This is a genomic window from Streptomyces sp. NPDC058092 (genome assembly GCF_042884935.1).
GTDB lineage: Bacteria > Actinomycetota > Actinomycetes > Streptomycetales > Streptomycetaceae > Streptomyces.
Window position 1 is genome coordinate 1 of record NZ_JBHVSY010000030.1, and the last position, 17,500, is coordinate 17,500.

At 69.0% G+C, this 17,500-nt stretch carries 21 protein-coding genes and 2 pseudogenes; 3 read left to right on the plus strand and 20 right to left on the minus strand.

Translation table 11 applies throughout. The features are described from left to right. Positions 1-185 precede the first annotated feature (185 nt). Positions 186-749 carry a YdeI family protein gene (locus ACFVV1_RS34455; protein ID WP_389997667.1) on the minus strand — a complete coding sequence of 188 codons (564 nt, stop codon included), beginning with the start codon at positions 747-749 and terminating at the stop codon, positions 186-188. A gap of 287 nt (positions 750-1,036) precedes the next feature. On the opposite strand from ACFVV1_RS34455, the gene ACFVV1_RS34460 reads away from it, so the two are divergent. Next, entirely contained in the window at positions 1,037-1,300 is a 264-nt protein-coding gene (locus ACFVV1_RS34460) for a hypothetical protein (RefSeq protein ID WP_389997670.1), read from the plus strand. 133 nt (positions 1,301-1,433) lie between these two features. On the opposite strand, the gene ACFVV1_RS34465 is transcribed toward ACFVV1_RS34460, so the two are convergent. The 4 genes from ACFVV1_RS34465 to ACFVV1_RS34480 are packed head-to-tail and all read right to left on the minus strand — an operon-like array spanning position 1,434 to position 2,969. Beyond that, positions 1,434-1,838 (minus strand): IS30 family transposase, encoded by a 405-nt coding sequence (locus tag ACFVV1_RS34465; protein WP_389997673.1) that lies wholly within the window; start codon positions 1,836-1,838, stop codon positions 1,434-1,436. After that, positions 1,835-2,032 carry a hypothetical protein gene (locus ACFVV1_RS34470; protein WP_389997885.1) on the minus strand — a complete coding sequence of 66 codons (198 nt, stop codon included), beginning with the start codon at positions 2,030-2,032 and terminating at the stop codon, positions 1,835-1,837. Before ACFVV1_RS34470 ends, ACFVV1_RS34465 begins: the two co-directional genes overlap by 4 nt. After that, positions 2,029-2,466: a hypothetical protein gene (locus ACFVV1_RS34475; RefSeq protein ID WP_389997676.1), complete on the minus strand. Its 438-nt coding sequence runs from the start codon at positions 2,464-2,466 to the stop codon at positions 2,029-2,031. The genes ACFVV1_RS34470 and ACFVV1_RS34475 overlap by 4 nt, the downstream gene beginning before the upstream one ends. Further along, on the minus strand, positions 2,463-2,969 hold the full coding sequence (locus ACFVV1_RS34480; protein WP_389997679.1) for a hypothetical protein: 507 nt from the start codon (positions 2,967-2,969) through the stop codon (positions 2,463-2,465). The genes ACFVV1_RS34475 and ACFVV1_RS34480 overlap by 4 nt, the downstream gene beginning before the upstream one ends. Positions 2,970-3,198: 229 nt before the next feature. On the opposite strand from ACFVV1_RS34480, the gene ACFVV1_RS34485 reads away from it, so the two are divergent. Then, positions 3,199-3,768, plus strand: a complete 570-nt coding sequence (locus ACFVV1_RS34485) for an HAD domain-containing protein (protein WP_389997682.1) — start codon at positions 3,199-3,201, stop codon at positions 3,766-3,768. A gap of 42 nt (positions 3,769-3,810) precedes the next feature. Here the strand turns inward: ACFVV1_RS34485 and ACFVV1_RS34490 are convergent, their stop codons facing one another. The 9 genes and pseudogenes from ACFVV1_RS34490 to ACFVV1_RS34530 all read right to left on the minus strand — a co-directional run bounded on the left by ACFVV1_RS34490 (position 3,811) and on the right by ACFVV1_RS34530 (position 13,298). Next, positions 3,811-4,179, minus strand: coding sequence for a hypothetical protein (locus ACFVV1_RS34490; RefSeq protein ID WP_389997685.1), 369 nt, complete (start codon positions 4,177-4,179; stop codon positions 3,811-3,813). After that, positions 4,176-4,790 (minus strand): hypothetical protein, encoded by a 615-nt coding sequence (locus tag ACFVV1_RS34495; RefSeq protein WP_389997687.1) that lies wholly within the window; start codon positions 4,788-4,790, stop codon positions 4,176-4,178. Before ACFVV1_RS34495 ends, ACFVV1_RS34490 begins: the two co-directional genes overlap by 4 nt. Beyond that, a complete protein-coding gene (locus tag ACFVV1_RS34500; RefSeq protein ID WP_389997690.1) occupies positions 4,787-5,137 on the minus strand; it encodes a hypothetical protein in 351 nt (116 codons plus the stop codon). The genes ACFVV1_RS34495 and ACFVV1_RS34500 overlap by 4 nt, the downstream gene beginning before the upstream one ends. Positions 5,138-5,233: 96 nt before the next feature. Further along, positions 5,234-6,679 (minus strand): annotated as a pseudogene (locus ACFVV1_RS34505) (NF041680 family putative transposase). A 138-nt stretch (positions 6,680-6,817) separates the two neighbouring features. Next, complete coding sequence (locus tag ACFVV1_RS34510) at positions 6,818-8,266, minus strand: NF041680 family putative transposase (RefSeq protein ID WP_389997692.1); 1,449 nt, start codon at positions 8,264-8,266, stop codon at positions 6,818-6,820. 144 nt (positions 8,267-8,410) lie between these two features. Beyond that, a pseudogene (locus ACFVV1_RS34515) lies at positions 8,411-8,752 on the minus strand (hypothetical protein); the annotation flags it as partial. 183 nt (positions 8,753-8,935) lie between these two features. Continuing rightward, positions 8,936-11,179 carry a serine/threonine-protein kinase gene (locus ACFVV1_RS34520; protein WP_389997695.1) on the minus strand — a complete coding sequence of 748 codons (2,244 nt, stop codon included), beginning with the start codon at positions 11,177-11,179 and terminating at the stop codon, positions 8,936-8,938. Between the two features lie 1,055 nt (positions 11,180-12,234). After that, entirely contained in the window at positions 12,235-12,636 is a 402-nt protein-coding gene (locus tag ACFVV1_RS34525) for a hypothetical protein (protein ID WP_389997698.1), read from the minus strand. A gap of 11 nt (positions 12,637-12,647) precedes the next feature. Continuing rightward, on the minus strand, positions 12,648-13,298 hold the full coding sequence (locus ACFVV1_RS34530) for a helicase-related protein (protein ID WP_389997700.1): 651 nt from the start codon (positions 13,296-13,298) through the stop codon (positions 12,648-12,650). On the opposite strand from ACFVV1_RS34530, the gene ACFVV1_RS34535 reads away from it, so the two are divergent. Then, entirely contained in the window at positions 13,225-13,839 is a 615-nt protein-coding gene (locus tag ACFVV1_RS34535; protein WP_389997703.1) for a hypothetical protein, read from the plus strand. The two genes, ACFVV1_RS34530 and ACFVV1_RS34535, sit on opposite strands and share 74 nt — an antisense overlap. Here the strand turns inward: ACFVV1_RS34535 and ACFVV1_RS34540 are convergent. The 6 genes from ACFVV1_RS34540 to ACFVV1_RS34565 all read right to left on the minus strand — a co-directional run bounded on the left by ACFVV1_RS34540 (position 13,733) and on the right by ACFVV1_RS34565 (position 16,861). Further along, on the minus strand, positions 13,733-14,146 hold the full coding sequence (locus tag ACFVV1_RS34540) for a hypothetical protein (protein ID WP_389997706.1): 414 nt from the start codon (positions 14,144-14,146) through the stop codon (positions 13,733-13,735). The genes ACFVV1_RS34535 and ACFVV1_RS34540 overlap by 107 nt on opposite strands. A 46-nt stretch (positions 14,147-14,192) precedes the next feature. After that, entirely contained in the window at positions 14,193-14,726 is a 534-nt protein-coding gene (locus ACFVV1_RS34545; protein ID WP_389997708.1) for a protease inhibitor I42 family protein, read from the minus strand. Then, entirely contained in the window at positions 14,686-14,841 is a 156-nt protein-coding gene (locus ACFVV1_RS34550; protein WP_389997711.1) for a hypothetical protein, read from the minus strand. Before ACFVV1_RS34550 ends, ACFVV1_RS34545 begins: the two co-directional genes overlap by 41 nt. Further along, entirely contained in the window at positions 14,816-16,276 is a 1,461-nt protein-coding gene (locus ACFVV1_RS34555; RefSeq protein ID WP_389997714.1) for a peptidoglycan-binding protein, read from the minus strand. Before ACFVV1_RS34555 ends, ACFVV1_RS34550 begins: the two co-directional genes overlap by 26 nt. An 11-nt stretch (positions 16,277-16,287) precedes the next feature. Beyond that, on the minus strand, positions 16,288-16,659 hold the full coding sequence (locus ACFVV1_RS34560; RefSeq protein ID WP_389997717.1) for a hypothetical protein: 372 nt from the start codon (positions 16,657-16,659) through the stop codon (positions 16,288-16,290). Positions 16,660-16,726: 67 nt separating this feature from the next. After that, on the minus strand, positions 16,727-16,861 hold the full coding sequence (locus ACFVV1_RS34565; protein WP_389997720.1) for a hypothetical protein: 135 nt from the start codon (positions 16,859-16,861) through the stop codon (positions 16,727-16,729). Positions 16,862-17,500: the final 639 nt, after the last annotated feature.

Consider the following 17,500-nt stretch of genomic DNA (forward strand, 5'->3'; position numbering starts at 1 on the left):
GGAGCCATGAATCCCACCGCAAGACCGCACGAGCCAACACCGTCGAGGACTACATCGCAGCGTAATCAACCGGCCACCCGACAGGCTCTAAGGCCAGCCCGAGGGGTTCCCGGAGCGGCAGGTCCCGCGCTGGACGGCCGAGCTGGAGGGCTACGCGATCGCGCTCGGCCTGTTACAGCGGGCCCTCAGGTTCCAGGTCGCCGGAACGGCTTGAGCCGCACCCCCTCCAGGCTGTCGGCGATCAGCTGGTCCAACCGCCGCTCCCGAGTCTCGTCCAGCTTGGCACTGATCACATGGTGGATGGCCGACTTGCGGTAGGACGGCGCCTGCCCGCTGAACCACTCCCACGCCCGCGGTTCCGCTTGGAAGCGAGCCAGCTGCGCCGCCTCGAACTCCAAGACCGACTTCTCCTCGCGATCCCGGTCACGGGCTTCGAACACCGCGGTACCGGCCGGCCGCATGAGCCCCTGCGCGGTCAGCTCCTCGATCTTGCGGAGGTTGACCAGGCTCCAGTTGCTGCGCGGCCTGCGCGGAGTGAACCGGATCGTCCAGGAGAAGTCGTCAATCGGGCTCTGCCGGCCGTCGATCCAGCCGTAGCACAGGGCCTGGTCGACCGCCTCCGACCAGCTCAGCGTGGGCTTACCCGCTCCCTTCCTCCACATGCCCACCCGACATTCGGAGGCAGTCGCGTGGTGCTCCTCCAGCCAGTCCCGGAACTCCCCAGGACTTGAGAAGAAGATTGGCTCCATGCGCGGTGCTCCCGTCGGTCGTCTCGTCGGTTCCATTGAACCTGTCGGGTACGACAATCCGAGAGTTTCACCGCGCCGCCCGGGATCTGCGCCGGGGTGTCATCACCATGACGGGCAGGCAACCACAGGAGCCGAGCGGGGACGGATCGGCCGCAGGCCCCTCGTTCGAGGGAGCGGAAGAGGCGCCGGCCTCGCCAACGCGAGTGGACAGCCCAGCTCAAAGTCACGCCTTCGTCGTCAACCTCGGCCCGGAACGCACCGCCTCCCCCTTCCAGATCACCTTGCGCGTGCCTGACGGACTCACGCTCCTCCGGCCGCGCTACCCGGACGACTGCACCCCGAGCGGAGACCGCGTCATCACCTGTACGTTCCCCGCCGGGTTGAATTCTCTGGAGACGGCCACAGCCATCATCCCGGTCCGCATCGACGCCGCCGTTCCCGCCGGAACCACACGCGAGGGGCACGTCACCGTCGCCAGCGACGACGACACCAACCGCAGAAACAACCGGTCCCCCATCACCTTCACAATCAGCGACCCCGCCGAAGGCTGAGCGCCAGCAGAGCCACCAGACGTCAAGAACAGCACGCGGCCAGCGCACGGCATGACCGGGCCGTGCCGTAGCAGACCCTGGCCAGGCGGAGGGGCCGAGGCGGCATCTTGCCTGTCGTCAAACGATGGCGAGCTCAAGCGGTCAGCGCATCACCGCTGTTCAGGAGGTCAGCGTAGACCTCTGCCGGAGTGCGGTAGCCGTGGGTCTTGCGCGGGCGGTGGTTGAGCTCGTGAGCGATGGCGTCCAGATCGGCCTGGCTGAACGTGCGGAGGTCGGCGCCCTTGGGGAGGTACTGCCGAAGCAGCCGGTTGGTGTTCTCGTTGGTGCCGCGCTGCCACGGGCTCCGCGGCTTGCAGAGGTAGATCGGCATCCTGGTCTCGATGGTGATGGCCTGGTGCTCGGCGATCTCCCGGCCGCGGTCCCAGGTGAGCTTCCACCGCAGTCGGGGTGGGATGCCGAGGAGGCTCCTGGTGAGGTGCGGGGTGACCAGGCCGTTTTCGATCACTGTCGGCTGCTGAGCGGCACCATCCGGGATCACTTCGCACCGTCCTCGTCGTCGTCGTCCAGCTGCGGGGCGTCCGGGTCGCGCAGCGGGCGCAGGGCGCCAGCGGCCGGGACCTGGGCGGTGAAGTTGTAGCGGCCGAGCAGGTTGACGTGGTGGCGCACGAACGGCGAGAGCCGGGCGACGTCCTTCGGAGGCTGCGCTTGCGGCCTCCTGGAGAAGGCCCTCATCCGGGCCGTCCCCGTCGACGTGCAGCGGGAAGACGGGTGATGTTCCCGGACTGTTCGAGTTCTTCCCGGGTGTGCGCGAGCTCCAGGTCGAGCTCGGCGACGATTCGCCGCAGCGCGCCGCTGACGGCTTGCTCGTTCGCGAGCTTGTTCGTGACGGAGGCCAACCGCTCTTTCATCTCGCTGTACTTGTCGGCTAGTTCCTGCATTGCGGCGGGTGTGGTGTTCTGCATCTTGGCCCGGGCCTGGAATTCCTCGACGAGGTCCCTGTGGTCGCCGTAGGCGACGTCTCGTCTCAGGCCAGACTCGCGCAGCAGCTCGGTGGCCGTGAGCCTCCCTGACTCCGACCGCAGTGGGGTGCCGGCGAGAAGACGGTCCGCGGCACTCCGCAGCTCTTCACGCTCGGCTTCCCGGTCCCGTGCGCGTCGACTCGTCATGCGAGGCCTCTTTTGTCGTCCGTCGCGCACTCTTGGTGGCGCTCGATGATGGTCAGGTGCTGAGCGGCCTGGGCGGCGGCCCGGTCCCGACGCGGCTGGGGCGCCAGCGGGTCCGCGGCGTCTGCCTGCAGGAGGACGAGTTCTCGCTGCAGCTCCGCGATGTCGCGGTCTGTGTACGCGAGGTTCGCACACGTCGACCGGCACTCGGCCTCGTCCGGGGCATCGGCGCCGGGCAGGCCCAGAGTGAGTTTCGCCTTACGGCAGGCAGCGGTCGCGGCCCTCCACACACAGGTCATGCCCTGTCCGTGGTGAATTGCGGGGTCGGCTTGTTCGAGGATCCGCTCGACGTTGCGTACGCCTGTCACGACACGGCCAGCGAAGGGCGCGGAGCCTGCGACGCGGTTCCGGTACTCCTGGGCGGAGGGCCCGCTGACATGCTCTCCGGCCTCCAGGCGGCGGGTGTCCTCCTCGATCTGGTCGACGATCAGTTCGAGTTTCTCCACTGCCACGTCCTGCAGCCAGGCGGGATCCTCGTTGCCCGCATAACTCAGCGTTACTTTTGTATCTACATGTCCGTATTGCAGGGCGGCTGCGATCAGCCCTCTCGGCCTGCGGACGATGAAGCGGGCCAGGTTGTGGACGTAGTTCTTCGTTGACCGTTGACCGCCGAGGAAGTCGCTGATCGTGCGAGTGCCGGAGCCTATATCACGAATTACCAGCTATGGTGCAGCCGTGACTGGCCCTGCGGAACGCCCGTATCTCTTCCTCGACGTTGACGGACCGCTCATCCCGTTCGGGACAGCAGCCCACCAACCGTCGGGCGAACACCCGGTCTTCCGGACAGGCGACGAGTCGTCGGGACCTGGCTCGAACCCGCTCCTGGCCCGCATCGACCCTGGGCTAGGGTCCAGACTGGCGGCGCTCCCGTGCGACTTGGTCTGGGCGACGTCGTGGATGGCTGACGCGAACGACAGCGTCGCGCCACGACTCGGGTTGCCCGAGCTTCCAGTGGTGGTGTGGCCAGAGCCGTCCGACGAGGACGAGCGAGACGAGCGTGCGGGGCTTCACTGGAAGACTCGCACGGTCCTCCGCTGGGCGGCCGGGCGTCCGTTCGTCTGGGTCGATGACGAGATCACTGACACGGATCGGGCCTGGGTCTCCTCGCGCCATGGCGGGCGAGCACTGCTCCACCGTGTTGATCCCTGCCGCGGCCTCACCGACGCGGACTTCACTGTCCTAAATGCCTGGCTTCTGGGCTGCCGGACGGCCTCGCCCACGGCCGAGCGGGCCCCGACGCGGTAGCTGCCAGCGCGGCAGACTGGTTGTCGCCGTGGCCTGGTGGCCTCAGCCGGGGGAGCTTTGGGGCTTCCCGGGTTCGGTGAGGCGGACTCCTGTGCATGCCAGCAGAGTGCTCGCCGTAGCATCGAAGAACAGCATGAAGTTCCATGTCCGGTCGGTCGTGCCGATCTGGCCGATCCGGATGAGAGCGTCTCCCTGGCGTTCAAGGATGTCGACTGCTGAACTGAGAGCGAGCGTCTCCTGAGCGCGCCTGCGAGTGTGCCGAAGCCGCCTCCCATAGACACTGGCAAGCTGAGTCGCCGGGACCAGGCCCTCCCAGACGTCGAAGTGGCCTCCTTCGGCCAGGGCGGTGCGGGCAAGGGCATGGGCATCCGTGTCGCCGCCGAGCATCGCGGCGAGGTCTTCGCGTGTCACTCGCGCTCCCCAGTCCGGAGTTCTGCTTCGTCTCCCGGCCGGGTCCAGAGCGTGAGGTCGCTGCTGGTCGCGACTGCGAGAGTCCGTCCAGAGGGGGAGAAGCCCGCCGCGCGGAGCGTCGAGTAGTCGGAGTTGAAGATGTGCCACCACTGTTCACCGTGCGGTCCGTTGTGAGGCATGCCCCCGTCTGCGGAAAGAAGGACGCGGTCGTTGGGCCACTCCGGACTGATCACTTCCAGCGTCCAGCCGTCGGCAGTGGTGGTGTGCAACCCGCCTCCGAAGAGTCCGGCGATCCGCACTTGAGTCCCGGCGATCGGGCCCAGTCCTGGGCAGGAGAGGTCTGGAACAGCGTCCGGGGTGCTTGTGTCGGGCTCGGGATCACGGTTCCGGGCGATCTTCTCGCCGGTGGTGGCGTCGAAGAGCCCGTGACCGTCATAAGAGACCACCATGACGAGGTCGTGCCCGGTTCCGAGGGCCATTGCGAAGCCGATGCCGAGCAGGCCGCCGACCGGGGTTCGCCGATCCAGGACCGGGCGCCATGGAGCCGGCGGTGCTGCCACCGGAACTTCCAGGAACCGTTCGCGGAGCTGCCGCTGATAGGCCGAGATCAAGGTGCCCCCTCATACTCCGTCGACGAGCCAGTCGAATCGAGTCGTGGTCGCGCGGTGGTCCAGATCTGCTCGAAGCTCTCTTCGGTGATCTCCGCAGCGCAGTCGGCATTCTCCCAGCCGGTGAGCGCGCCCTCCGTAAGGACCCCGTACTTTCGCTCGTAGGTGGCCATCGCAGCGGCGTCGCCACGTTCTCTGCGCTGGAGGACCTCACCCAGCTTGGCTGCGGTGATCGGGGCGCGCTCGGTCCCTCGCAGATCCACCTGCCGGTTCGCCCACTGCTCGTCGTCGAGCTCGTAGTAGGACCACGTGTCGCTCTCACTGTCATGCGTCCGGATCCATCGAGTCATGGCCCTATCGTCGCTGACCCCTGCAACACGATTTCCAGCGGTAGATCTTGCCGATTTCGACGTCGCCTGTTCGGAGTCCTTGTCTCAGCTTGACGTTTAATCTCGCTGCGCTTTGTGTTCCTTGATCGACTCAGCGCGTTTGAGGGTTTTGCCGACGTCGTGGTGCTTGGCGCGGTGTTTGTTCTTCGAGCCGGGCGGTCGTCCGGGGCCTGGGCGGGATGGTTTTGGCGCGGCTGCCGGGCGGGCTGTGGTCGCGCGGACGTTGCGAAACCCCCGCCGCACCCGGGCGGGGGTGAGGCGTCGGGGTGGCGTGGGCCGTTCCCAGGGGCGGCGGAGGTCCTCGGCGAGGGGGCGGGCGAGGCGGAGCTGGGTGTGGGCGGCGATGATCAGCCAGGTCCACACATCAGCGGTGTCGGCGTGGCGGACCTTCGGGCGGGTCCAGCCGAGTGTCTGCTTCATCAGCCGGAAGGTGTGCTCCAGGTCGAAGCGGCGGAGGAACGCCTGCCACCAGCGGTCGACGTCCGTGCCGGTGGCGCCGATGGCCGAGCACCACAGCCACAGGGGTTTCGGGTCGCGGTCGCCCGGCAGGTGCTCGACTTTCAGGCGGAGCAACGTGCCGTGCAGGACAGGCAGTTCTTCCATCGTGTGTTCCAGCCAGGGGCCGCGGTGGGTGAGCCGGGGGTGCATGCGGTCCCAGGCCGTTGCCTCGGCGGTGCCGTAGTGGGTGGTGTCCGTGGATGTGGTCACCTCGGGGGTGTGCCAGGTCTCGGGCCGGGCCAGGGCGAGAACGCCGCCGTGCCGGCGCGGACGCCCGCCCCTGGGCCCGGAACGGGTCGGACCCGGGTCACGGAGCATGACACGGTCCGAACGCAGACGCCCGAGCAGCACGAGCGGCAGGTCCGCCAGCGCGTGGGAGAGGTAGGCGACGTCGTAGCCGGAGTCCATGACGATCAGCATCTTCGGATCTCCCGGCTTCCACTGCCCGGCGAGGATCAACCGCTCTGCAACGCTGCGGAGTTGGGCTGCCGTGATGGCGGTCGCGTCGTCGGCGGGCCCCAGACGCACAGCGTCCAGCAGCGCGACCCAGGAGGTGCGGCCCGTTTCCAGGGCGGCGACGAAGGAGTACGGCCAGCCCGGCACGAACTGGTCCTTGCTGCGGGCACCGCGTCCGTAGACGCGGCAGAACAGCCGGTCGTCGCTGGTCGGAGCATCAGGGCGGAGCCAGTTGCTCACGTCCGCAGCCAGTACGATCCGCCCGTCGGCCGCCTTCGGCAGCGGCAGGCCGGCCAGCGTGCGCCGCAACCGCGCCGGCTCTGCCCAGCCCCGGTCCAACGCTGCGTACAGAGCACCATGCCCACGCCGGTGCTCGAGGGCCAGCTACAGCTCCACCAGCGTCTTCACCGGCCCGTCCGCGCACAGCACCGCGTCCGTGAGCTCGAAGAGCGCATCCGCCCGGGCGTAAAGGCACCCGTAGAACTCGACCCGAAAGCGGGACAAGACATCCAACGCCTCGCCTGCGGGCCCTGGGAGAGGGAGACTCATACACAGCGGCCGTTCTCTCGTGCTTCGTGACTCGACATCTCGAAGCGTGGAGAACGGCCGCCTCCGCTGTCCCGGGAAGAACCGCAGATCAGCAGGTCGGGTGACAGGCGAGGATAAACGTCAAGCTCAGCTTGAAATTTAAACTTTGCGAGCTTTGTCTTGGTCGCGTTCGGTGATGCTCTCGGGTCGTTTGGTGGTTTCCCCGACGTCGTAGCGGGTGGCGGGTCGTCGGTTCTTCGAGCCAAGTGGCCTGCCTGGTCCGGGTGTTGAGAGTTTCGGTGCTCGGGCAGGATTGTGCAGGTGGGGGCGGAGGTTACGGAACCCCCGGCGGACGCGGGCCGGGGTGAGCCTGGCGGGTTCGACTGGTTTCTCCCAGGGCCGGCGGAGGTCGGCTGCGGCCTCTCGGGTGAGGCGGAGCTGAGTGTGAGCGGCGATCACGATCCACGTCCACCGGTCGGCAGCCTGGGGAGTGCGGAGCTTGGGGCGGGTCCAGCCGAGCGTCTGCTTGGCGAAGCGGAAGGTGTGTTCCAGGTCGAAGCGGCGGAGGAACGCCTGCCAGCGCAGGTCGACGTCTTCGCTGGTCATGCCGGTTCGGGAGGACCACAGCCAGACGGGCAGCGGGTCCTGGCCGCCGGGCAGGTGGTCGACCTGTAGGCGGATCACCGTGCCCTCGATGACGGGGAGCTCGTTGGCGTGGTCGATCCATGCGTTGCGGGTGGTCAGCTTCGGGTGGAGCCGGTTCCATGCCATGGCCTGTGCGGTGCCGTAGCGGTCGGTGACGGTCGCGGTCGCCGCGTCGGGCTCGCCCCAGGTGTCTGGTCGGGCGAAGCGGAACTCGCTGCCGTGCTTGGGCGGGCGTCCGCCCTGGCGGGGCTGGGTCCAGGTGGCGGGCACGGGCCTGCGCATCACACGGTCGGAGCGCATGCGCCCGAGTACCTCCACCGGCAGGCCGTCGAGGAGATAGGCCATACGCGGGGCGTCGTAGCCGGCGTCGAAGACCACCAGGATCTCGGGATCCCCCTCCTCCCACTGCCCACCGTCGATCAGGTCTGTGACGACACGGCGGACCTGGGCGGCGGTCACCTCGGCGACATCGTCGTCGGGGCCGAGGCGGAGGGCGTCCAGCAGCTGGCACCACGAGGTGCGGCCGGTCTCCAGGGCTGCGACGAACGAGTACGGCCAGCCCGGCACGATCTGATCGCTGGTGCGGCCGCCTCGGCCGTAGACGTGGCAGAACAGGCGGTCCGCGCTGGTCGGGGCGTCGGAACGCAGCCAGTTGCTCACATCGACGGCGAGGACGAGCCGATTGTCCGCGGCCTTGGGCTGCGGCAGCACCGCCAGCGCCCGTCGCAGGCCGTCCACGGCGATACGGCCGCAGTTCAGCGCGTCGTACAACGCACCGTGCCCGCGCCGGTGCTCGGCCACCAGCGTCAGGTCGACCGGTGAGGTCACCGGCCCGTTCTCGCACAGCATCGCGTCGGTGAGCTCGAACAACGTGTCACCACGGCGGGTGAGACATGCGTAGAAGTCCTCCCGAAAGTGTGACGCGAAGCCGAACGCGTCTCGCCGGGCATCCTGATCCAGCACACTCACCCCTACGGCCTTCGGTGAACCTCAACTCTGTGACGGAGCAAAGGATCAGACGAAGGCCGCCTTCATGCCCGGCGAATCCCCATCCGAGTGGTCAAGTTCGGGCATCGTTCGAGGTCAGGACCTTAAATTTCAAGCTGAGCTGAGCCGCACTGCCTGCCAGAGCGAGCAGTCGTCGATCCTGGTCGCCACGGGCAGGTAGCACGCTTCGCAGGCCATGTTGGGCCCGTCGGCCCCGTCGAGGCCACAGCAGGCATCGCCGCGTTTCTCGGGGATCAGCCGGGTTCCGCGGATATCACCGGGCGCGATGACAATCGCCCCGGGCGCGCTGTCGGACAGGGCGTAGACCGGTGCGTAGATGCCGCGTGCCTCCGCCTCGCCCGGATCGATCTCGTCCCACATCCGCCATGGCCGTCCCCAGGGGTCCGGGTCCACGGCAAACGTCCCTGACTCCATGAGCACTGGAAGCTGGCACCCGGGCCCCTCGGTATGTGATCCTCAAGCGGCCATGGTGTCCCGTCTCATTTGATCTAGCTGGCACCAGAAACGCTACGGGCGCGGCGCACTCGCACAAGACGCGACCTCGCTGCGTAGGCGACCGAGTGAGCCGCTGAAGTGTCCGCACGGCATGAAGGCGGCCGGCGGCCGGTTCCGCCGCCCTCTCTGTCAGCCCGACTTCGGCGGCTTCTGCGCGTCGAAGGCGAAGAGAGTGTTCTTGGCCGCGGCCACGATCACTGCACGCCCCGCGAGGGTCACGCGCGGGCTTGCGCCCTGCTCGCCCGTCAAACCATCGGCCTGCGGATCTGTTGTCCACAGGGGTTTGCCATCGTACGGCGACAGCGCGACCACGCGGCCGGTGGCCGAGCTGAAATACAGCGCGTCGGCTCCCGCCACGGGACCCGAAGCGCCCTCCACGCCCGTCTGCCGGGACCACTTCTTCCGGCCGGTCGCGGGGTCGAGCGCCGTGACGAGACCGGTCTGCCTGCTCACGTAGAGGGTGCCGTCCGCCATGCCGGGCGTCCCCGAGTATGTCTTGGCCAGCCGGGAGTACGTGACCTTCCGCGAGGCCGGGTAGACCCGCGCCACCCCGTCGTAGCCGGCCGGCGCCGTTCCCTCCATGTGCCCCTGAAAGAGTACGAGCCTGCCGTTGGCGACGCCCATCGGCACGGCGGGGCCGTTAACCGCGATGGGCCTGCCCAGTGTCCCCGAGGCGCGGTCGACCGTGTACAGGGTGGGGTGGCGCACCTCTGAGGCATCCACCTCCGCATCCGTCGCGCACATCGCGAAGAGCTGCGGGCCCACCGGGACGGGAGCGCACTGTGTGCCCGCGGGGAACGACGTCTTCCAGGTAACCCGACCGCTGTGCGCGTCCCGGGCCTCGAAGCGGGAGTTGGAAGCGTCGACCGTCACAACGGCGGAGCCGACCACAAGGGCGTCCTGAGTCCGACCCGTGACGGCCTGCGACTGGGCGCCGGACGGCACGGACCACAGCTCCCGGCCATTGTTCGCGTCGATGGCCACCACCTCACTGGGAGGGGCCTGCGGGGCGTCCTGGGCGGCGAAGCGGTAACCGAGCACCGTGTCGTCGGTGGCGCCCACCAGGTGCATGCCCTGGACGGGGACGCCCGGACTCTTCGCCGTCCACACCCGCGAGCCGTCCAAGGCCCTGATACGGGTCGCGACAACACCGCCGCCCCCGCAGAACAGCGCGTCGCCGCGCGCGACGCAGCGCAGCTCGTCGGGGATGTCCTCGCGACCGCCCTGCACAGTCTTGCGCCACGGCCCGAAGCCGTCCGGAAGTGCGGCACCCGGCGCCGCAACGCTGTTGCCCTTGTTGCCGCCGCTGTTCCCCTCGAAGCCGCCCGCCTTCAGCGCGGCGACTCCCCCGCCGATCGCTGCCACCCCGACCGCGGCCGCGAGCACGGGACGCCATCGGCGACGCAGACGGCGGCCGATGGGGGTGCCAGTGCTACCTGTATCGGGACCGGCCGGGGCGGTGGTCGGGGCAGTCGGCGCCGGGGTGGCCCGCGTCGCGAAGTGATGCTGGGTGATCATGTCGCGGGTGCAGCCCGCCCCAACCCCGTTCGCGTCGGTCCCGCCGAGGTCGGCCGGCAGGTCCCGCAGCAGCACGAGGAGTTCGTCCGCCGAAGGGCGCCCGTTGGGCTCCTTGGCCAGGCACGACTCGACGACCGCGCGCAAGGCCACCGGCACGGCAGCCAGCGACGGCTCCTCGTGCACCACCTGATACGCCGTCATGTATGGGCTGTCCGCGTCGAAGGGCCCGTGGCCCGTCGCTGCGTACACCAGCAGCGTCCCCAGCGAGAAGACATCGGACCGCGGCCCCACACCACGCGGCGCCTGCAACTGCTCCGGCGACATGAAGGGCGGCGTACCGATGACCCGCCCTGTCATCGTCAGCGTCTGCTGGTCCACGGCGCGCGAAATGCCGAAGTCGATGACGCGCGGGCCCTCGGGCGAGAGCACGACGTTCGAGGGCTTCAGGTCACGGTGGACGACCCCCACCCGGTGGATGTCGCGCAGCGCCTCCGCCAGCCCGATGGCGAGCCTCCTCAGCTCCGCTCCGTTCAGCGGGCCTTTCGTAGCGATGCGCTGGGCGAGCGTGTGCCCCTCGATATAGGTCGTCGCCATCCACGGCTGCTCGGCCTCAGGGGCAGCGTCGACCACGGCGGCGGTGAACGCGCCGCTCACCCGCCTCGCCGCCGCCACCTCCTGCCGGAAACGGATACGGAACTCGTCGTCCCCCGCGAACTGCTGGTGGATCAGTTTGATCGCGACAGGTCGCCCCGAGCTCGTACGGGCCAGAAAGACCGTGCCCATGCCACCCGAGCCGAGCCGCGCCTCAAGCGGATAACCGCCGATCTCGGCTGGATCACCTCCGCGCAGCGACACTCTTCCCGACCTCCCGTCCCCCGTGCACCTCTGCCGCCACGGGCCTGCGTACCTGTCCTGCACACAAAATAGCCGCAGGCCAGTAGGGCAGAGCAACGCGGGTGACGTACAGGGAGCCCAGGGCTGCTCCCGTGCCGCACTACCCCGTCGGCACGAGCCGACGGGGGTTCGTGACCTCTCACACGCGTATCACCAACAGCGTCGACGCCTCTGGACCACAATGACCTGACCTGCGCTTACGCACCTCACATGGACCACACGGGAACTCCACAAAGGCTTCGGGCATCACGGGCGTCGGCCTCTCTGCGGGCAGGGAATCGGGGTCGAGGCGCCCGGCGTGGTCGAGCAGAACGGGCACGACGGTACTGCCGATTCTCTGCGCCTCGACCAACTTCCTTCTGACCCAGTCGGATTCGAGTTCGATTTGGCGCGGCCATCGGCGGTGCATGCATCGAGCCATTGTTGACCGACCAGGGCCAGGACGATGGTGCACTCCCGGAGCCGGCCGAGGATCTCACCGCCGACAGCTGGAGGTCGAGCAGGGCGGCCACGAAGTCGCCATCGCACGTGCGGTAGTTGATGATACTTCTGAGCACAGTTGCGGCAGTCCTCAAGGGCTCACGAACCTGGACGGCCGGCCCGGGAACCGGCCCGCAGCCATCCAACACCCATGTGCGGAGCCATTGAGCCGCAAGCGAGCGGCGGGCCGCCTGGTACTCCAGCGGCACTTCCGCGCAGCCCGTACCCCTACGGATGCCCTCGCCATGCCGAGTGGCCTGCATACGGCCTCAGCACGCCGGCCGGACCTCGAAGAGCCCATCCACGCGCCGGCGTTCCATCGGCTCCGCCAAGAACCCGCTGGACCCACCCAGCAGACGCCCTCCTTCGTGGTGCCGTGCGTCCCCTCGTACCCCTCGATCGCCTCCCGCACCGAGCGGGGCAGCGGGACCTCCCTGAACTCCCCCTCTTACGCTGCCTCAGCTTCGCGGGCCTGCACAGGGCTCCATGGGTGTTCTGCTCCCTGTCTGCTTCCGCGGGTCAAGGGCTGTGTACCGTCAACCTACGGAACGGCGTGCGGGAACCACGGGGAGATCCCCGTCACGTCGCCAGCTCAGGCTCTCGGCCGGGATGCCGAGCACGTACCCGGCGCGCGCGGCGAACGTCTGGGGGCTGGTGGCGACCAGCAGCAGCACCGCGTGGGCCAGGTCTCCCGGCAGCAGTCCCTCGTCCTTGTCCGGTGGTTCCTGATCGATCTCCGGCTGCTCCGTCCGGCCCTGGTGGCGCAGCACCCTGCGCAGGGTGGCACGGGCGCGGTCGCTGAACGCGGCCTCCGCCAGTTCCGGCAGCCGGGTGGCCAGCAGCCTCGTCAGTGCCTGTTCGGCGTGGTCGGGGTCCTCCGGTACGGGCAGGTTGCGTACCGCTTCGGACAGCTCGTGCGCCAGGACGGCGTCCACCATGAAGCGGCTGGTCAGCGTACCCAGTTCGGTCGGTTCCAGGAAAGTGTCGCCCCGGGTCCGGCATGCTGGCGCAGGAAGCCGGCCTCCTCCAGATAGTCCACGGCGTCATGGAGCGGCTCGACACTGTCGTGCCCCTGATGAAAGGCGAATGTGTCGGTCCACCAGTCCTCGGCGTCCTCCAGCGAGGTCACGCGTCCCTGCACCAGTTCGGCCAGCAGGTGGTCGGGCAGCCGGTCACCGATACGCGAACGCACGGTGTAGCCGACGGTCAGCCGAGCCTGCCACACGGGGCCCTCCGTCTCGTCCGCCAGCAGATAGGCCCAGCCCTCCCGCTCCCCCGCGCCGACCCGTCCGGCGCGGCCGAACATCTGCTGCACCATGGACACCTCGATCCGGTTCTGGCCAAGGCGGCCGTCGCGCACGCCGACGGCGCGGGCGGGGAGGTTCACCCCGGCTGCCACGGTGGAGGTCGCGACCAGGACGTCGGTCTCACGGGCCCGGAACGCCTTCTCGGCCTCGCGCTTGTACGGCCAGTCGCGGTAGTGCAGTCCGACGCCGGCGCTGCCGCACAGCCGCTCAACGAGTTCTGTGTCGTCCGCGTCGACGCGCCTGTTGGTCGGTGGCAGCGCCGACGGCACCGTACGGGTGTGGGACGTGGACACCCCCGGTTTTCAGCCCGCCCGCGAACGGCATCCCGGTGCCGTGGCGGCCGGTGTCGTCGGCGGTCGCCGCGTGTGGGTGAGCGCGACGGGCGACGAGGTGTGGGCCAGGGAAACCACCACGGGCCGTGTGGTTCGCCGCCTCGCCGGTGGCCGACTGGGAATCACGGCACTGCTGCTCAACCGCCTCGGCCGGCGTCCCGTGGCGGTCACGGCCGGTGCCGACTGGACGGTCCGAGTGTGGGACGTGGCCCGGGGGCAGGCCATGGGCAGGGCGGTCGCCGGACACACAGGAAGCATCGAGGCCCTCGCCGTTGCCCGCCTGCACGGTCGGCTGGTGCTCCTCACCGGTGGCAGCGACAGCGCCATCGCCGCCTGGGACCTGATGACATGGTCCTTGACCGGCACCCACCCGACGGCTCATGACGCAGCTCGGATCACGTACTCCGGCCCCGCGCCCGGGTCAGCTGCTTCAGTTCGACAATGGTCGCGACGGCGCGCAGCCAGGTGGCCGCGGTGTCGTCGGCGGCTATCCCGCCCATGAGTTCGGTGCCGGCTCGCAGCCACTCCCGTATCACGACGGCCGCCTCTCGGCGGGGCAGGGGCTCGGGCAGCTCCGCGGCGTGGGCGAGCCCGCCGGCGCGCACGGTGTCGGCGAGGAAGGCGACCGAGCGCGGCTCGGTGCCGAGGCGGTCGAGGATGACGGCTGCGGCCGCGGCGCCGTCGCCGAACAGGGCGGTGCGCCGGGTGCCGGGCTCGGCGGTGAGGCCGTAACGCAGGAGGACGGTGATGTCGAGCCGGGCCAGCTCGTCGTCCGTGCGGTCCGGCAGGTACGGGGCGTCGTCGTTCATGGCGGGACCTCTGGTGTCTCGTCTCGTCCGACTGGTCCGCTGGGGCTCAGTTGACGGTGACGGTGTAGGTGATGCGCTCGGGAGCCTGGGAGGGGGACCCCGCGCCCGTGGTCGGGGTGGCGGAGGGTCCGGTCGTCCCGGGGGGCAGCGTGGAGTTGTTGCCCTGGCACGTGGTGAAGGTGCAGTGCAGCAGCGTGAACCGGGTGGTCCCCTTGCCCTTGGCCTCGAAGGTGAAGGTGAGCCGGCCGCCGGCACCGGCCACCGGCTCGTCGCCGGAGTCCGACGCGTAGTCCTGGCCGCGGCTGACGAGCACCGAGCTGTCGGGCTCGGGGTCGACCAGGTACCAGTACTCGCGGGTGGAGGCGTTCTGGTCGGCGGTGAGCGTGAAGCGCTCGCCCGGCTCGGCGGTGATGCTGGTGTCCTTCACCGGGTGGCTCGTCGGGCGGCTCGTGGAGCCGCCGGCCGGTTCGTCGGTGCCCGAGCCGCAGCCCGTGGCGAGAGCGAGGAGCGCGGCCGCCGCGATCGCGGCACCGCCCGTGCTACCGCGGAAGATAGACGCTGTACGCGTTGGGGAGATCACTGTTGGAAGCCTTGCCCATGTGGCCGTTGATGAAGTCGTCCTCGCTGACCCAGGTGGTCGAGCCCCAGGGGTTGTACACCTGAAGCATGTCACCCTCCTGGGCGATGATGGTCATCGCGTGGGCGCCCTCCTTGCCCGAGACGTCGACCGGCACCGGCCGCCCCTGCGTCACCGACTTCTCGACTTCTCGACTTCTCGACTTCGGTGAGGACCGCCCTGCGGTCGGCGGCGCTGTCCAGGTCCTGGCGCTCGTAGTCACTGCCGGTGGCACTGCCGACGGCGGCGTCGTTGATCCGTTCCTGCCCCTCGGAGCCCATGCCGCCCCAGTTCTCGCCGCCGTCACCTTCGGTGTGCAGCCGGTGCTGTTCGGCCACCAGTCGCTGCTTGAAGGCGTCGGAGTCGTCCTGCTGCCCGTCGGGGCCGCCGGTGAGGTCGAGCGCGTACAGGGGGTCAACCATGGCGCGGGACGTGACGGTGGACGAGGCCACGCAGGTGCCCTCGGAGCCGTCGCCGCCCTGGATCCACCGCTGGCCGTCGAACGTGACGTAGTCCTTGTTGTTGTTCGAGCCGTCCGGCGCCAGGCCCTCGTCGTTCATGCTGTCCGCGGCGGTGACCACCGGAGTGAGATGCCGGCGCAGCCAGTCGGGGTCCTTGCCGTGGATCTTGTTCTGGAATGTGCCGATCTCGTCGACGCTGTGGCCGGCGGCCAGGGCCTTCATCAGGTAGGCCCGCTCCTGTGGGGTGTCCGACTTCGCCAGCATCCGCTCCATGGCCGTCTCGTCGTCGAGGCTCAGCAGGTCCATACGCGTCGACGCGCGCGCCAGGTCGCCGGCGGTGAGGATCTCGTTCAGCTCGGTGTCGGCGCCCGCGACGCCGGTGTCGGCGAGCATCAGCTTGTCGACGGCGGTGAGTTCGCTGGTCTCCATCTTCCCGGCCCGTGCCTCGGCGGCCCACTTGTTCAGGTCCCGGGCCGCGACGCGGGTGGCCTCCTGCGCCTCGGAGACGGCGTCGTGCATCAGGTCGACCGCGTAGGAGCCGAAGTGGGCGGCGTTCTTACGGTCCCACTCCTCCTCGTCGTTCTCGTGCAGGTCGTCGAAAAAACCGTCCTTGCCGCCGAGCATCTTCTTCTGCTCCAGCAGTTGTCCACGGCCCCGCTCGTCGTTGCGCTGCGCGGCGCCGATCGCGTCGGCCAGCGTCAGCAGCACCGTCGCGCATCCCTGGAACGCCTCGCTCATCTGGGTCGCGGCACGCCCGGCGGCGTTCACCGCGTCGGAGGCGAGGACGCCCGTGTCGCCGACCCACACCTCCGGAAGACCCTTGCGGCCCACCCGGTCGACCTGGTCGAAGACGTGGTCGACCTGGCCGCGGTAGAGGGTGGCCAGGCCCTCCAGAACGCCTTGGTTCCCACCCGGTGCGGGCACCGAGAGGGCGTCGTCGATCAGGTCGAGGAGCTCGTTCTTGCTCCCGGCACCGAGCATCTTCTTGGACAGCCCGGCAAGCCACGCGAGGCGGAAGGAAGGGGAGTCGAAGGGAGAGGAGAAGAACGACACCGGCCCGTCCCTCAGTAGCCCGACAGGACCGAGGTGCGCCCGCCCTGCGTCGATGTGTCGGTGAGACCGCTCGTGCCGCCGACGGGGACGCTGTCCACGCGCTTCTTCACCAAGCCGTCGGTGCCATGGTAGGTCTTCTTGGCCAACTGCACCTTGCCACCGAGTTCGTGCAACGCCGACGCCAGTGTCTTGGCCTCGGCCTCCCATGCCTTGACGAACGCGTTCAGCGCCGACGCGGCGTCATTGCCGCCGGCATCGTCGTACGAGTAGGTCGTGCGGGACTTGACGGCCGAGCTGACGCCGTCCATGTCCGTGCCGGCATCGTCGAGTTGCCGGGCTTGGCCGGTCATACCTGCCTTGATCTGGTAGCCGTCGAAGCCCACCGCGCCTCCCCCGTACGCATTCGATCACGGCCGCGGGCCGGCTAACACGCACTGCTTATACGAGGGATCACATGTCATCCGCCACACACACCTCCTCCACATCACCCGCCCCACGGCACGCCTGGGCGCTCATCCCGGCCCAGGCGATCGGCTGCAACTCGCCGTAGGCGTGCAGCGCGTACGAGCTAACACCGCGGCGCACCCCGCTCTTCGGGGTGCCGGTAAGAACCGTGTCACCAGCCGCAAACGACGGTCTTGCTCCGTCGCCTGTGCAGGTCGGGGCAGTTCAGCGTGGCCGTCGCTGCGGTGAGCGCGGGCGGCGTCAATTATCTGGGGCTCCCGGAGAGCGTCAGGCACGTGAGGCAAGTAGCCGTTCTCGTACTTGCCTCACAAGTATCCGAGGGTTCGTCAGGCACGTTGGGTGACCGCCCGCCGGGCCTCCCTGTTGCCAGCCGTCTTGACGGCAACTGGCGACGCAGCCGCACGCGGTGCGGAGGCCAGTGGTTCGGCCGAACCACTTCGTGGACGCGCTGACGCATTTCGAACGGAGGTCCCGGAAATGGTTCGGTCGAACCATTTCCGATGTCCCCGGCCGTCGGGACCAGTCGCGCAGTCAGTATCGATGAGATTGATCTTGGCCTTAGAAGCTGGCCAGGGCCCGGCATCGCGCCTTCGGTTCTACGGTCGTACGGCCAGACACTCTCGGCCGATACCCGAAGAACGTGCCGTTCGGCTGTGGGGACCAGTGGTGCAGCCGATATCGGCTGCACCACAGGTCGCCCCACCCCCGCCCCCAGTGACGCACTGGCCGAACACCCGGGAATACGGCGGAACAGCGCTC

What these genes read in the sequence shown, in the direction of transcription:
- ACFVV1_RS34500 (WP_389997690.1), bottom strand. Translation starts at nt 5,137, where the DNA reads ATGACTCGATGGATCCGGACGCATGACAGTGAGAGCGACACGTGGTCC.
- ACFVV1_RS34455 (WP_389997667.1), bottom strand. Translation starts at nt 749, where the DNA reads ATGGAGCCAATCTTCTTCTCAAGTCCTGGGGAGTTCCGGGACTGGCTG.
- ACFVV1_RS34470 (WP_389997885.1), bottom strand. Translation starts at nt 2,032, where the DNA reads ATGAGGGCCTTCTCCAGGAGGCCGCAAGCGCAGCCTCCGAAGGACGTC.
- ACFVV1_RS34525 (WP_389997698.1), bottom strand. Translation starts at nt 12,636, where the DNA reads ATGGTGGACGCCGTCCTGGCGCACGAGCTGTCCGAAGCGGTACGCAAC.
- ACFVV1_RS34550 (WP_389997711.1), bottom strand. Translation starts at nt 14,841, where the DNA reads ATGACCATCATCGCCCAGGAGGGTGACATGCTTCAGGTGTACAACCCC.
- ACFVV1_RS34540 (WP_389997706.1), bottom strand. Translation starts at nt 14,146, where the DNA reads ATGAACGACGACGCCCCGTACCTGCCGGACCGCACGGACGACGAGCTG.
- ACFVV1_RS34475 (WP_389997676.1), bottom strand. Translation starts at nt 2,466, where the DNA reads ATGACGAGTCGACGCGCACGGGACCGGGAAGCCGAGCGTGAAGAGCTG.